General features: G+C 71.9%; 10 protein-coding genes. 6 read left to right on the top strand and 4 right to left on the bottom strand.

The features are described 5' to 3' along the window. Positions 1–11: 11 nt before the first annotated feature. Both CCS38_RS25865 and CCS38_RS25860 read left to right on the top strand, forming a co-directional pair. Positions 12–1,019 carry a zinc-dependent alcohol dehydrogenase family protein gene (locus CCS38_RS25865; RefSeq protein WP_223735723.1) on the top strand — a complete coding sequence of 336 codons (1,008 nt, stop codon included), beginning with the start codon at positions 12–14 and terminating at the stop codon, positions 1,017–1,019. A 197-nt stretch (positions 1,020–1,216) separates the two neighbouring features. After that, the gene (locus CCS38_RS25860; protein ID WP_223735721.1) at positions 1,217–1,792 is read left to right on the top strand and encodes a TIGR03086 family metal-binding protein; all 576 of its coding nucleotides are present in this window, start codon (positions 1,217–1,219) and stop codon (positions 1,790–1,792) included. A 63-nt stretch (positions 1,793–1,855) separates the two neighbouring features. Here CCS38_RS25860 and CCS38_RS25855 read toward each other — a convergent pair whose 3' ends face one another. After that, positions 1,856–2,029 (bottom strand): hypothetical protein, encoded by a 174-nt coding sequence (locus tag CCS38_RS25855; RefSeq protein WP_223735720.1) that lies wholly within the window; start codon positions 2,027–2,029, stop codon positions 1,856–1,858. A gap of 342 nt (positions 2,030–2,371) precedes the next feature. Here CCS38_RS25855 and CCS38_RS25850 point away from each other — a divergent pair, with 342 nt between their 5' ends. Continuing rightward, complete coding sequence (locus CCS38_RS25850) at positions 2,372–3,805, top strand: lipase maturation factor family protein (RefSeq protein ID WP_223735719.1); 1,434 nt, start codon at positions 2,372–2,374, stop codon at positions 3,803–3,805. Here CCS38_RS25850 and CCS38_RS25845 read toward each other — a convergent pair. Beyond that, the gene (locus CCS38_RS25845) at positions 3,708–4,787 is read right to left on the bottom strand and encodes a tetratricopeptide repeat protein (protein ID WP_223735718.1); all 1,080 of its coding nucleotides are present in this window, start codon (positions 4,785–4,787) and stop codon (positions 3,708–3,710) included. The two genes, CCS38_RS25850 and CCS38_RS25845, sit on opposite strands and share 98 nt — an antisense overlap. A gap of 168 nt (positions 4,788–4,955) precedes the next feature. Continuing rightward, on the bottom strand, positions 4,956–6,518 hold the full coding sequence (locus tag CCS38_RS25840) for a DHA2 family efflux MFS transporter permease subunit (RefSeq protein WP_223735717.1): 1,563 nt from the start codon (positions 6,516–6,518) through the stop codon (positions 4,956–4,958). Positions 6,519–6,846: 328 nt separating this feature from the next. Here CCS38_RS25840 and CCS38_RS25835 point away from each other — a divergent pair, with 328 nt between their 5' ends. The 3 genes from CCS38_RS25835 to CCS38_RS25825 all read left to right on the top strand — a co-directional run bounded on the left by CCS38_RS25835 (position 6,847) and on the right by CCS38_RS25825 (position 11,247). Then, entirely contained in the window at positions 6,847–7,356 is a 510-nt protein-coding gene (locus CCS38_RS25835) for a low molecular weight protein-tyrosine-phosphatase (RefSeq protein WP_223735716.1), read from the top strand. Further along, positions 7,353–8,234, top strand: a complete 882-nt coding sequence (locus tag CCS38_RS25830) for a fructosamine kinase family protein (protein ID WP_223735715.1) — start codon at positions 7,353–7,355, stop codon at positions 8,232–8,234. Before CCS38_RS25835 ends, CCS38_RS25830 begins: the two co-directional genes overlap by 4 nt. Before the next feature lie 346 nt (positions 8,235–8,580). Next, positions 8,581–11,247: a glycoside hydrolase family 3 protein gene (locus CCS38_RS25825; RefSeq protein ID WP_223735714.1), complete on the top strand. Its 2,667-nt coding sequence runs from the start codon at positions 8,581–8,583 to the stop codon at positions 11,245–11,247. Positions 11,248–11,296: 49 nt separating this feature from the next. Here the strand turns inward: CCS38_RS25825 and CCS38_RS25820 are convergent, their stop codons facing one another. Further along, positions 11,297–13,528: an ATP-binding protein gene (locus tag CCS38_RS25820; protein WP_223735722.1), complete on the bottom strand. Its 2,232-nt coding sequence runs from the start codon at positions 13,526–13,528 to the stop codon at positions 11,297–11,299. Positions 13,529–13,802: the final 274 nt, after the last annotated feature.

Below are 13,802 nucleotides of genomic sequence, written 5' to 3'. Positions count from 1 at the left end.
GTGTGAGCACCATGCGCGCAGTCGTCATCGAGGAACCGCACAAGCTCTCCGTGACCACCGTGCCGGACCCGGCGCCGGGCCACGGCGAGGTCGTCGTCAAGGTCACCGCCGCCGGGCTGTGCGGTACCGATGTGCACATGCTGGCGGGCGAGTTCGGGCCCACCCGGTACCCGGTGATCCCGGGGCACGAGTTCTCCGGCGAGATCGTCGCGGTGGGCGAGGGCGTCACCGCCTTCGCCGAGGGCGACAAGATCGCCGCCGACCCGGCGATCTACTGCGGCGCGTGCCACTTCTGCGCCATCGGCCGCGGCAACCTCTGCGAGCAGTGGGGCACGATCGGCATCACCGTGGACGGCGCCGCCGCCGAGTACGTGAAGGTACCGGCCCGCAACTGTTACCGGCTGCCGGAGACCGTCGAGCTGCGGCACGCCCCGCTCATCGAGCCGCTGTCGACGATCGTGCGCGGCTTCGACATCGTCGACCCCAAGCTCGGCGACAACTTCCTGATCTACGGCGCGGGCACCATGGGCCTGCTGTACATGCAGGTCGCCCAGCGCGCCGGGGCGGGCTCCGTCTCCGTCGTGGACATCAACGAGGACCGTCTCACGGTGGCGAAGAAGCTCGGCGCCGACCACGTCGCCACCAGCGCGGACGACCTGGAGCGGCGGCTGGGCTGGGAGGTCGTCACGGACTGCACCGGCAACATCAAGGCCATCGAGGACGGGCTGACCCGGCCGATCCGCGGCGGCACGTTCCAGCAGTTCGGCTGCGCCCCCGACCAGGAGCTGGCGAAGTTCTCGCCGTTCCGGATCTACAACGACGAGATCCGCATCGTCGGCTCGATGGCGATCCTGCACAGCTACGGGCGCGCCGTGGAGCTGCTCGGCAAGGGCGTCATCGACTCCGAGACGATGATCACCCACCAGTTCGCGCTGGACGAGTACGCCGAGGCCCTGGAGACCTTCAAGCGCGGCACGGGCCGCAAGCTCCAGATCGTCCCGGACAAGGTCCCGGCGTAACCGGGGCCGCGGAGAGGCCCGCCCGGGCGGCGGCCGTGGTGACCTCCAGATAGGCCGGTTCACAGCGCATCACGGCCGCAATCCGGTCACCCGGTGCGTTGTCCAGGGAGTGCTGACAGTGCGTCAGCGAGGCGAACGGAGCAGGGCGGGCGCGCGTCGGCAGGCCGCCGCGGGAGCCCGCTCCTATGCTCGGAGGCATGAAGCCCAACGACATTCTGCGCCGGCACGGCCAGGCCATCGAGCTGTTCGGGGACCGCATCCACGCGGTGGGCGACGACCAGTGGGACGCCGCGACACCGTGCACGAACTGGACAGTGCGCGACCTGGTGAACCACCTCACCGCCGAGCAGCTGTGGGTGCCGCGGCTGGTGCGGGACGGTGCCACCATCGAGGAGGTCGGCGAGGACTTCAGCGGCGACGTGCTGGGCGAGGACCCGGTCGCGACCTGGGACCGCGCCGCGGTGGCCGCGGTCGCGGCGTTCACCGAGCCCGGCGCACTGAACCGCCGGGTCCATCTGTCGTACGGACCGACCGGCGCGGCCGCGTACTGCAGTCAGATGACGATGGACGCGGTCGTGCACGCCTGGGATCTGTCACGGGCGGTCGGCGCGTCCGAGGAGCTGCCGAAGGAGCTGGTGACCGCGGCGCTGCGGGAGGTCGAGCCGTATGCAAAGGACCTCGGCGAATCGGGGCTCTTCGCGCCGGCGATCGAGCCGCCGCCGGGCGCCGACGAGCAGACCCGGCTGCTCTGCCTGCTGGGCCGCCGTCCGTAGCCGACGGCCCGAAGAGGTGCCGGCCGGGACTCCGGCCGGCCGTACGCGTCAGCAGCCGACGCGTCAGTCGATCCCGCGGAAGATGTGCTGCTCAGCCGTCGATTCGTCGTCGCAGCCCGCCAGGTGGACCGGGGCGCAGCGGCTCCAGACCTCGAGGTTCCGCACCTCCCGGATGCGCCCTTGGCGCTCGCCCTGCTTCGGTCGGGGCTGCTTGCTGATCGTCTGTTCCGGTGCCACCACGCACTCCTTAGCCAAAGGGATGAGGTACTTGACGCGGTGGCGCCGTATGTCATAACCGGGAGTTCGGCCATGGTTCGTGGCGCATCCCGCGACGGGCCGAGGATGTCGGCATCTCCCAGACAGGTCGTCCGTCGCCCTCAGCCTAACGACATGAGTTCCCCGCTGCGCGGTAATTACCGTCGATCGGGTTACAGGCCGGAGAAAGTGCCCTCGTACGGCCCGTTTCAGCCACCCCGGCGGCGTGCGGTCGCGCCCCGTACGGCCGCGTCCGGCGGCGGTGCGGAGACACGGGCGGCCGATGCCGGGCGCCGGGCCGGACGCGGTGCTACGGATAGGCATATGGAGTGGTTCCCGGCACCCGAGTACTGGCTGGGCCGGCTGGTCTTCCAGCGGGCCCTGGCCGCGCTGTACATCATCGCGTTCGTGTCGGCGGCGCTGCAGTTCAGGGCGCTGATCGGGGAGCGCGGCATGACTCCGGTACCGGACTTCGTGCGCCGCGTGCCGTTCCGGGCGGCGCCGTCGGTCTTCCACTGGCGCTTCTCGGACCGCTTCTTCGCGTGCTGGGCGTGGGCGGGGGCGCTGCTGGCGGCGGCCGTGCTGGCGGGCGCCGCCGACGCCGTGCCGCTGTGGGCGGCGATGGTGTGGTGGGCCGTGCTGTGGGCGATGTACCTCTCGATCGTCAACGTCGGGCAGACCTGGTACGGCTTCGGCTGGGAGACGCTGCTCCTGGAGACCGGCGCGCTGGCGGTCTTCCTGGGCAACGCGCGCACCGCGCCGCCCGTCCTCGTCCTGTGGCTGCTGCGCTGGCTGCTGTTCCGGCTGGAGTTCGGCGCGGGGCTGATCAAGATGCGCGGCGACCCGTGCTGGCGCGACCTGACCTGCCTGTACTACCACCACGAGACGCAGCCCATGCCGGGCCCGCTGAGCTGGTTCTTCCACCATCTGCCGCGGCCGCTGCACCGCGTCGAGACGGCCGCGAACCACGTGGCGCAACTCCTCGCGCCCGTCCTCCTCTTCACCCCGCAGCCGATCGCCACCTGGGCGGCGCTGGCGATGATCGTCACCCAGCTGTGGCTGGTGCTCTCCGGTAATTTCGCCTGGCTGAACTGGGCGACGATCGTGATCGCGGTGTCCGTCGTGGACGCCTCGGCGGTCGGCCTCGGCGGCCTCGCGGGCCCGTCGTCGGACCTCGCCCCTCCCCCGCTCTGGTACGAGATCGTGGTCATCGCCGCGACCGCGGGGGTCCTGGTCCTCAGCTACCGCCCGGCGCTCAACCTGCTCTCCCGCCGGCAGCGGATGAACACGTCCTTCGAGCCGCTGCACCTGGTCAACGCGTACGGCGCATTCGGCTCCATCACCCGTATCCGGCACGAGGTGGTCATCGAAGGCACGGCGGACGAAGTGATCACTGAGGACACGGAGTGGCGGGAGTACGACTTCAAGGGGAAGCCGGGGGATGTGCGCCGGATGCCGCGCCCCTACGCTCCGTACCATCTGCGGCTGGACTGGCTGATGTGGTTCGCGGCGCTGTCGCCGGGGTACGCGGGCCGCTGGTTCGGCCCGTTGCTGGAACGTCTCCTCGAAAACGACCGCGACACCCTGCGCCTGCTCCGCCGCAACCCCTTCCCCGACGCGCCGCCCCGGCACGTACGGGCGCTGTTCTACCGCTACCGCTTCACGACCTGGCGGGAACTGCGGGAGACCGGCGCGTGGTGGCACCGGGAGCCGGTACGGCAGTTCTTTCCGCCGACAGCTCTGCGCGAAAGGCCCTGACCATGTCGCGTGCGTGCCGCAGCCCGATCCGGGTGACCTCGCGCTCGACGTCGTCCAGCTCGGCGAGCACCTCGTCGTACGGCCATCCCGTCCGCGCCCGGGACTTCACCAGCCCCAGCCGCGCGAGCGCGCTGCCGCGCGGCTCGGACATGGCCCGGAACTCCTCCAACGCGCCCCGGTAGACGGCACGGGCCTCCTCGTACCGCCCGGCCCGGTACAGCACGTTCCCGCGCATCTTGTGGTTGTACGCCAGCGCGCCGGCGAGATCGAGATCCCGGCACAGCTCCTCCCCCTTGCTGAGCAGCCGCAACGCTTCCTCCGTCGCCCCCAGAACGGACCGCACATCGGCGACCCCGCGCAACGACCACGCGAGCCCCCGCACGTCGTCGGCGCCCTCGGCAATCCGCACCGACTCCTCGAACAGCTCCAGCGCCTTCCCGTACTCCCCCTTGTTGCGGTGCATCTGCGCGATCCCCGACATCGCCCACACCATGTGCCGGGCCTCGCCGTGCGCCCTGGCCTGCGCCAGCAGTTCCTCGTGCAGCGCGGCGACGGCCTCGTAGTCGCCCTGTATCCGGCCGGTCTCGGCGAGCCCGGCCAGCGCGTACCCGTGAGCGAGGCGGTCGCCGCCGCGGTCGGCGAGCTCCACGGCCGCGGCGAGCAGCCGACGGGCCAGCGCGAGGCGCCCGCGCTGACGGGCGAGAGTACCGCCGCTCCACAACGCCCAGGCCATCCCACCGGCGTCCCGCGCGGCCCGCGCGCTGCGGTAACTGGCCCGCCACGCGTCCTCCGCCTCCGCCACGCGCCCGAGCCGCCGCCCGGCCTCCGCCTCCGCGAGCGCAGCCCGCGCGGCATCCCCCGGCGTCCCGGCCGCGTCCCGCACTCTCCGCGCCGCGACGAGCACGTCCTCGTACGAGGAGTTCACACTCAACTCCGCCCCCAGCTCCCCCTGATACTCCGGAGCGAATGCCTTCCCGTACATCGCGAGCCTCCTGGTCATGTCGGTCGTCGAGGCTCGACGCTATGCGGCCCGGACCCCGCCATTCGTCCCTCTACCTGCGGTTATCTGGGTCCGCCGAGGGATGTACGGAGGGCTGGGCGATCACCTTGGAGATGTACGGGGAGTCCCCTAGGGGGCGGAGCCTGGCGGCTAGGGAGTGCGCTCGACGACGTCGGCTTCCACCTCCGCTTCCGCCGCGGTTCCGGAGTCGGCGGCGGTTCCGCTGTCGGCGGCGGTTCCGCTGTCGGCGGCCGGGGTGGAGTGCAGCTTGGCGGGCCGCTTCGTGCCGCTGACGAACAGCGACACGAGGAACGCGAGCACACCGATGACGCCGGCGACCATGAACGCCGTGCGCAGACCGCCGGCGTCGGGTGCCCCCGACGGGTCGGAGGTGCTCAGGGAGGCGACGGTGACGAAGACGGCCGTGCCGAACGCGCCCGCGACCTGCTGAAGCGTGGCGAGGATCGCGCTGCCGTGGGAATGCAGGTGGTCGTCCAGAGCGCTCAGGGACTCGGTCATCAGCGGCGTCATCATCAGCCCGAGCCCGGCCATCAGCAGGATGTGGATGGCGATGACCGCGGCCAGCGGCGAGCCGGCGCCGAGGAACGTGAAGAGCCACATCGATACGGCGAGGGCCAGCGCGCCCGGAATCACCAGCGGGCGGGCGCCGAAGCGGTCGAACAGCCGCCCCACCGGACGACCCAGCAGGCCGAGCAGCAGCCCGCCGGGGAGGACGGCCAGACCGCTGACGAACGTACTGGTGTGCAGCACGGTCTGGAGGTACAGCGGCAGCATGATCGACCCGACGCCCAGCAGGCACATGAACAGCAGCGCCGACAGGACCAGCGCCACAGTGAAGGAACGGGTCCTGAACGGGCGCAGGTCGAGCAGGGCGCGGTCCGCGCGCTGCAGGCTGAGCTGGCGTGCGACGAACACGCCCAGCGAGGCGAGGCCGACCACGATCGGGATCCACGGCGGTACCGCGTGCTCCCCGCCGCCGGACTCGCCGACGGTCGCCAGGCCGTAGAGAACGCCGCCGAAGCCGACGGCGGACAGCACCACCGAGAGCAGGTCCAGCGGCACCTTGCGCGTCTCGCTGTCCAGGCGCATCCAGACCGCCCCCATGACGAGCGCGGCCACCGCGAGCGGCAGCACGATCCAGAACATCCAGCGCCAGCCCAGCGAGGCGAGCACCGCACCGCCCACCGTCGGCCCCACAGCGGGGGCGACCGCGATGACGATGCTGATCGTGCCCATCGTCGCGCCGCGCTTCTCGGACGGTACGAGGCGCATCACCGAGGTCATCAGCAGCGGCAGCATGACGGCGGTGCCGCACGCCTGCACCACGCGCCCGGCCATCAGCACCCCGAACCCGGGCGCGAGGCCGCTGACGAGCGTGCCCACGCTGAACAGGGTCAGCGAGGCCAGGAAGACCTGGCGCGCGGTGAAACGTTCGAGCAGGAAGCCGGTGATGGGGATGATCACGGCCATGGTCAGCAGGAAGCCGCTGGTCAGCCACTGCACCGTCGTGGTGGAGATGCCCAGGTCGACGGTGAGGTCGCGCAGGGCGACGCTCAGGATCGTCTCATTGAGGATCATCACGAAGGCCGAGACGACCAGCACGGCTATGAGTACGGAAGCGCGCACGGGAGCGCGCGCGGGGGAACTGCCGGGCGGAGAGTCCACGCCCCCGGCGTTCGCGGGTTCGATCATGGTCGGGCACACCTCACTGGATTTCGTAGCTCAGTCATCGGGGGCGGGCGCCGGGGTCGGCGTTCAGCACAGCCTCCGTCGGGACGGGCACTTCCGCTCACTGCGGTCGGTCCGGAATTACGCGATGGCTGCCGCCGCCCCTTGCATACGGTCCCCCCAGAGCGTCACCTGCACGGTGTCCACAACCCCTGCCCCCGTTTTCGTCATCGCTCCGCCAGTCTATTGAATGCGCGAAGTGAGCACGGAAAATAAACGGCGTCGCCCGCTGTTGCCGGTGACCGGCGCGGGGCGGCGGCAGCGGGGACAACGGCGGCCGTAGGCTGGAGCCGTGCACATCTGTTTCATCTGCAGCGGGAACATCTGCCGGTCCCCGTCGGCCGGGCTGGTCTTCGGCGAACAGCTGCGCCGGGCGGGACTGGACGACGCGGTACGGGTCAGCAGCGCCGGCATCGGCCCCTGGCACGCCGGCGAGCCGATCGACGAGCGGGCCGGCGAAGTACTGACGCGGCACGGCTATCCGACCCGGCACATCGCGGCCCAGATCGGTGCCGAGCATCTGGACGCCGATCTGTTCGTGGCGATGGACCGCGGCCATGAAAAGGCGTTGCGCCGCATGGTCACGGATCCGTCCCGTATCCGGCTGCTGCGGTCCTTCGACCCGCAGGCCGCCGGCGAGCGGGAAGTGCCGGACCCGTACTACGGCGGTCCGGAGGGCTTCGACGAGATGCTGGCCATGATCGAAGCTTCGACGCCCGGCCTGCTCGCCTGGGTACGCGAGCGCCTGGACTCGGAGGCCGAGCGCCTGGACTCGGAGCGCGAGCGCCAGGACGAGGCATGACCGCGGGCCCGGGGGCGGCGGGTGACGAGGGCCCGGGGGCCGTGGCGGCCCGGCTCACCCGGCAGTCGGCAACCGGTGAACGGCGGATGTCCGCCGCGCTCGCCGAGGTCACGCTCGACGGCGGGCGGACGGTGATGGTCAAGCGCGGCGACGACCCCGGCGCGGTGCGGGCCGAGGCGGCCGGGCTGCGCTGGCTGGCCGAGGCCGGCACGGTCCGGCTCCCGGCGGTGCACGGCCATGACGGGCGCTGGCTGGTGATGGACCGGGTGGCGGCCGGCCGGCCGAGCGCGGCGGCCGCGGACCGCTTCGGCCGCGACCTGGCCGCCCTGCACGCCGCCGGCGCGCCCGCGTTCGGCGCCCCGCCCCCCGGCGGGCCCGAGGACGCCACCATCGGACTCGCCCCGATGCGCAACGTCCCCGGCACCGACTGGCCGCGCTGGTACGGCGAGTACCGAGTGCTGCCCTATCTGCGCCGCGCGGTCGACGACGGCACGGTACGCCCCACCGAGGCAGCCGTGATCGAGCGCGTGGTGGAGCGGCTGCCCGAGCTGACGGGCCCGGCCGAGCCGCCCGCCCGGCTGCACGGCGATCTGTGGAACGGCAACGTGCTGTGGGGCGCCGACGGCGACGCCTGGCTGATCGACCCGGCCGCGCACGGCGGACACCGCGAGACCGACCTGGCCATGCTCCATCTCTTCGGCTGCCCGCACCTGGACCGCGTACTGGGCGGCTACCAGGCCACGGCACCCCTCGCCGACGGCTGGGCGGACCGCATCGGCCTGCACCAGCTCTTCCCCCTGCTGGTGCACACGGTGCTCTTCGGCCGCGGCTACGCGGAGCAGGCACTCGCGGCATCCAGGGCGGCCCTGTCTCTCTGACGGTGCATCAGCTCCCCATCGGCGCCAGCGGCCGCCGGGGCGGCGCGCGGGCCGAGGTATTCAAGTAGTGAACCTGCGTCAGGTCGATCAGTGCGTTTTTGTGAGAGGTCTTGACTGCTTTCGTCAAAGCCTCAACAATCACCGCTAATCAAGCCCTGCTGCAGCACTCGGACGCTTCAAGTCCTGAAGCGACAGAAGCATCTGAAGCAACAGCAGCGGCCGACACCCCTGCCCGGGATCGCGGGAGCCCGGATCTTTCGCCACGCGGGCAACGACGCCCGCAGCGAGGCACGCGTGGCGCGAAGCCGTACAGCTCGACGAGCCGCGTTGTGAAGGAGACCTCCCCGTGCCTGCCCCCTCGCACAACTCCCCGTCACCGGCCGTGCCCGCCGGTTCCGGGCACAGCCGCCGCGATCTCCTCAAGCAGTTCGGCGGCACCGCGGCCGCCGTCGCCCTGCTCGCCGCCATGGGGCCGCTCGGCGCGGCCGCGCCCGCCGCCGCGGCGCCCACCGCCGACCGCAGGATCAAGAAGCTGCTCGGCAGACTCACCCTCGACGAGAAGATATCCCTCGTCCACGGAGCGACCGACCCCGAACGGCTAGGCCAGGCCGGGTACCTCCCCGGCGTTCCGCGCCTCGGCATCCCCGAACTCCGGCTGACCGACGGGCCGGCCGGCGTCAACGTCGTCGCCTCCGCCACCGGCCTGCCTCCGGTGGCCACGCTCGCCGCCTCCTTCGACCGCGAACTGGCCCGTGAATACGGCGAGTTGCTCGGCCGCGAGGGCCGCACCCTGGGGCTGGACCTCCAGCTCGCCCCGCAGATGGAGCTGTCCCGCGCGCCGTACTTCAGCCGCAACAAGGACCAGACGGGCGAGGATCCGTACCTCAACGGACAGCTCGCCGCGGCCCAGGTCCAGGGGATCCAGGCCCAGGACATGCTCGCCCAGGCCAAGCACTACCTGGCCAACAACCAGCGCTACGGCGAGTTCGACCGCACCCGCCCCGACGACCCGGCGGCCAACTTCGACTTCCGGGTCGACGACCGCACCCTGCACGAAATTTATCTGCCCGCCTGGGAAGCCGTGGTACAAGCCGGTGTCGCCTCCGTCATGGCGGCCTACAACCACCTCAACGGCGAGTGGAACGCCGAGAACAGGACGACCCTCACCGGCATCCTCCGCGGCGAGCTGGGCTTCGACGGCTTCGTCACCTCCGACTGGGGCGCCACGCACAGCATCTCGCTGGAGGCCGGCCTCGACATGCAGATGCCGGACGGCTCCTTCTTCGGCGCCCCGCTGAAGAAGGCGATCGAGGACGGCACCGTCCCCGAGTCGGCGCTCGACACCGCCGTCGGCCGCATCCTCGGCCAGTACGACCGCTTCGGCATGCTGGACGGCACCCGCAAGCCGGCCCCTCAGACCATCGATGTCGAGGCCGGCGCCCGCACCGCACGCAAGGTCGCGGCCCAGGGCGCCGTACTGCTGGCGAACGACGGCGGCCTCCCGCTGAGCCGGTCCGCACTCGCCTCGCTCGCGCTGATCGGCCCGACGGCCGCCCAGGTGGCGGTCTCCGTGGCCGGCGAGCGGGCCTACGGCTTCGAGGACCGCATGGTCAGCCCGCTGGACGCGCTGAAGAAGACGCTCGGCGACGGCCACGACGTCTCGTACTCGGTCGGGGTGGATCTCACCGGCACCGCCGTACCGGCCTCGGTCCTCACCCCGGCCGGCGGCGAGGGACACGGCCTGACCCGCAAGCCCGCGGACGGCGGCGAGGCCGCCGCGGACCCGACCGTGGACCCGGCCGTCGACTTCACCGGTGACGCGGCGCTCCCCGCAGGCTCCTCCTGCTCCTGGACCGGCACGCTGACGCCGCCGAGCAGCGGCGAGTACGCGCTCAAGATCCAGGCATGGGGCGCGGCGGCGAAGCTCACCCTGGACGGCCGCGAGATCGCCTCGGCCGGCACCGCGCGCGACGGCTTCGCCCGCAAGTGGTCGAGCATCGTGCCGACCACGGACGGTCTCGACAACGGCCAGGCCACGGCGCGGCTGGAGGCCGGCAAGGAGTACCGGGTCGGGATCACCGCTACCGGCTGGGCGAAGGGCGTCCACGGCCGGGGCCCGGTCCAGGTGCGGTTCGCCTGGGTCACTCCCGAGCGGCGCGCCGCCGACGTCAAGGCCGCGGCGCGGCTCGCCAAGAAGGTGCACACTCCCGTGGTCTTCGCCTTCAACGGCTCGGGCGGGACCACCGGCGGATCGGGCGACCGCACCACCCTCGCCCTGCCCTCCCACCAGGACGAGTTGATCGAGGCGGTCGCCGCGGCGAACCGCAACGTCATCGTCGTCCTCAACGTCGGCGACCCGGTCACCATGCCGTGGCGGGACAAGGTCGGCACGATCCTGCTGGCGGGTTATGTGGGCCAGGAAGGCGGCTGGTCCACGGCCGATCTGCTGCTCGGCAAGGCCGTACCGGGCGGGAAGCTCACCGTCACCTATCCGCGGAAGGAAGCGGACCATCCCGTCCTCGACCCCGCCCACCCCGAGCGTTACTACGGCGTCGACAACACCGTCACGTACACCGAAGGCATCTTCGTCGGCTACCGCCACTTCGACCGGGAAGGCATCGAACCGCTCTTCCCGTTCGGCCACGGCCTGTCCTACACGAGGTTCGGCTACGACCGGCTGTCGGTGCGCGGCGCGGGCGACGGCCTGGAGGTCGCCTTCACCGTGACCAACCGCGGCCGGCGCAGGGGCGCCGAGGTGCCCCAGGTCTACGTCGGCCCCGCTGCCGGCGCGCCCGTCGAGATGGCGGCGAGGTCGCTGGCCGGCTTCGAGCGCCTCGACCTGGCCCCTGGTGAGTCGCGTCGCGTCCGCGTGCGCGTCTCCGCCCGCCAACTGTCCTACTGGGACACCGACAACCAGCGCTGGGTACTCCCGACCGCCCCTCGCCCGGTATACGTCGGCTCCTCCTCCCGCGACATCCGCCTCACCGGGACGGGGACTGCCGGCAACCGCTGACCCGTCGAGCCCGCCGCGGGCCGGGGACGGCAACGAGCGTCCCCGGTCCCTAGAGGCCCAGCTCCGCGAGGGTGCGGGCGATCTCCGTCCGGGAGGAGCAGCCGAGTTTGCCGAGGATGTGCTCGACGTGGGCGTCCACGGTGCGCTTGGAGATCACCAGCCGCTCGGCGATCTCACGGTTGGACAGGCCCTGGCCGACCAGTTCGGCGACCTCGCGCTCGCGGCGGGTCAGGGTGTCGCACGTGCGCCGCTCGGCACGGGCGGACGGCACCGTGCCGGGGGTGCCCGTGTCCGCCTCGGCGAGGTCGACCGCCTCCCGTACCGGCAGCTCGGCGCCGCGCCGACGCAGTCGCTCGAAGCGCACCGCGCCCAGCTTCCGGGCGGCCTCGGCCCGTGCGCCGTCGTAAGCGCCGGTCAGCACCCGCAGCCCGAGCAGGCAGGCGTGCATGTCCTCCCCCAGTTCCTCGGCCGCCCCCACCAGCCAGGCCGTGCGGTCGTACCGGCCCTGGTCCGCGGCGAGCCAGGCCAGGATGCCCAGCCCGGCCTCCACCCCGAACTTGTCGGCCATGCGGTACTTCTGCCGGGTGGCCGCCCGCGTGGCCGACGAGGCCGCCGCGATGTCTCCGACCCGCCAGTGCGCCAGGCCCTGCGCGAAGCCCAGATAGCCGCGGGTCCAGGACTCTCCCGGGTGCTCGGCGAGGTACGTCAGGGACTCGTCGGCCAGCGCCAGCGCCCTGTGCGGGTCCCCGTCCATGGCCTGAAAGCAGCTGTAGTCCATCAACGTCACCGCCAGGGCCGAGCGGTCGCCGAGGCGCCGGAACTGCTCGACGGCCTCGTCGAAGAAGGCGAAGCCGGTGGCCGTTTCGCCGCCGCTGCAGTGCGCGGACCCCGAGTAGTGATCGGTGTAGGCCAACAGGCGTTTGCTGCCGAGCTGTTGGGCGATGGCCCGGCACTCCTGGATCACGGCCCGTGCCGCTGTGGCGTCGGCCTGCCGGACGGCGTAGTAGCACAGCAGGCGCAGCGCGTCCGCCCGCTGCGGTACCGGATCGGGCGCCTGCTCCAGGCACCGCGTCAGCCAGCGGCGCCCCTCGCTGAAATACGATCCGAAGGCCCAGTAGTGGCCGAGCGAGACCGCGAAGGCCAGCGCCTCCGAGGCGCCTCCTGCCCGCCGGCAGGCGTAGCCGAGCGCGGCCCGTACGTTGGCGTGCTCGCGGTTCACCGCCCGGAAGAGCTCGACCTGCTCGCTGCTGCACCAGCGGTTCTCGAGGCGTTGGACCAGTGCCCTGAAGTACACCAGGTGGCGCTCCAGACAGGCGGTTTCCTCCTCTGCACCGAGACTCGCGAGCCATTCGGCGCCGTACTCGCGGATCGTGTCGAGGAGCCGGTATCGGGTGCACTCCTCGCGGCCATCGGGGTCGTCCGGGTCAGCGGGTTCGTCGAGCCGTGTGACGACGGACTTGTCGACCAGCCCGATCAGCGTCTCGACCGCCTCATCGGCGGACAACGACGTGTCGCGGCACACCTCCCGTACCGCGCTCAGGTCGAACGAACCCGCGAAGACCGACATCCGTGCCCACAGCAGCCGTTCGGCGTCCGTGCACAGCTCGTGGCTCCAGCCGATGGCCGTACGCAGCGTCTGATGACGCGCCGGCTCGGTGCGGCGGCCGCCGGCCAGCACCCGGAAGCGCTCCTCCAGCAGGGCCACCAGATGCTTGAGTCCCACGGCCCGCAGCCGTACGGTCGCCAGCTCGATGGCCAGTGGGATGCCGTCCAGGCGGCGGCACACGGTCTCGACGTCGGCGCGGTTCCCGTCCGTGACGGTGAAACCGGCAATGACGGCCGCGGCACGCTGCGCGAACAGCTCGACGGCCGTATCGAGGGGCAGCGGCGGCACGGGGAAGACATGCTCGCCGGGTACGTCCAGTGGCTGGCGGCTGGTGGCGAGCACGGTCACTCCGGGCGCCTCGCCGAGCACGATGTCCGCGAGCATCGCGCAGGCGTCGACCAGATGCTCACAGGTGTCCAGGATCAGCAGCAGCCGCCGTTCCCGCACATGCTCGACGAGGGCGTCCAGGGGCTCGGCGGCGGACTGCGGTGGGACGCCGAGCAGCGTACACAGAGCGCCGGGCAGCAGCTCGGGGTCGCGCAGGGCGGTCAGCTCGGCCACGCAGAGCCCGTCGGCGAAGTCCGCCCTGACGGCGGCGGCCGTGCGCAGCGCGATCCGCGTCTTGCCGACGCCGCCCGGCCCCATGAGCGTCACCAGCCGCGACTCGGCCAGCATCCCGCGCACACGGGCGAGTTCTTTCCTACGACCGACAAAACCGGTCAGCTCGGCAGGAAGACCGCCACTGCACCGGCTGAATCCCACCGCCATCGCACCCGTCCCATGGCCACTTGCAGGGGCACATACGATACGCCGAACGGGCCACGTTTTCGGGCGCTGCCACGGGTGCTGGGCACCCGCGGGGGTGACGCTGTGCCTAGGCGTTGCCGAGTTGGCCGGCCAGGTCGGCCAGGTCGGTGGTGTGGAGCTCGAAGCGGTCCCCGGGGGTGGG

It is taken from the genome of Streptomyces purpurogeneiscleroticus (genome assembly GCF_020024005.1).
Lineage (GTDB): Bacteria > Actinomycetota > Actinomycetes > Streptomycetales > Streptomycetaceae > Streptomyces > Streptomyces purpurogeneiscleroticus.
Note: the sequence above shows the minus strand (reverse complement) of the source record. Positions and strands in the feature narration are given on the sequence as shown.